This is a genomic window from Pantoea sp. GbtcB22 (assembly GCF_019091025.1).
Lineage (GTDB): Bacteria > Pseudomonadota > Gammaproteobacteria > Enterobacterales > Enterobacteriaceae > Pantoea > Pantoea leporis.
On record NZ_JAGXKB010000920.1, the window covers coordinates 1 to 233 of the forward strand.

1 protein-coding gene is annotated in these 233 nt (G+C 48.5%); it reads left to right on the forward strand.

Features of this window, described 5'->3' with window-relative positions:
* Positions 1-206, forward strand: a 206-nt coding sequence (locus KVT28_RS27045) for a hypothetical protein (protein ID WP_217551417.1), incomplete at its 5' end; no start/stop codon positions are given.
* Positions 207-233 lie beyond the last annotated feature (27 nt).

Consider the following 233-nt stretch of genomic DNA (forward strand, 5'->3'; position numbering starts at 1 on the left):
ATAGCCAGCAGCGGCAGCAGTACCAGCCAGATGATGGTAGGTCTTTTCATGGTCATGTGAACTTCCTCAATGATGAATACCTCGGCGTCACCGGGACGGAGCGCCTGCGTTCTCGCTTTTCTGGACTATATCGGCTTTGTTTTCAGGGGAAAAAGAGGGAAACCCTGTCGTGCAATAGCAAAAAAATATGGCTAAGCGGCGGATAAGTTCTTTCTATTCTGGCAGAGCAAAAA